1 pseudogene is annotated in these 278 nt (G+C 57.6%); it reads left to right on the forward strand.

The window, feature by feature from the left end:
- Positions 1 to 278: pseudogene (locus P8629_RS11740) on the forward strand (iron-containing alcohol dehydrogenase); the annotation flags it as partial.

Raw genomic sequence — 278 nt, forward strand, 5'->3', positions numbered from 1 at the left:
GGCTTTCAACAACGCCAACCTCGGCTACGTTCACGCGATGGCGCATCAACTTGGCGGTCTGTACGACATGCCGCACGGCGTGGCGAATGCCGTACTGCTGCCGCACGTGGCGCGCTATAACCTGATCGCTAACCCGGAAAAATTTGCCGACATTGCAGAGTTTATGGGCGAAAACACTGACGGACTTTCCACCATGGATGCCGCAGAACTGGCCATTCACGCCATTGCTCGTCTCTCTGCTGACATCGGCATTCCGCAGCATCTGCGCGATCTGGGTG

The sequence above is a fragment of the Hydrogenovibrio sp. 3SP14C1 genome (assembly GCF_029625905.1).
Classification (GTDB): Bacteria; Pseudomonadota; Gammaproteobacteria; order Thiomicrospirales; family Thiomicrospiraceae; genus Hydrogenovibrio.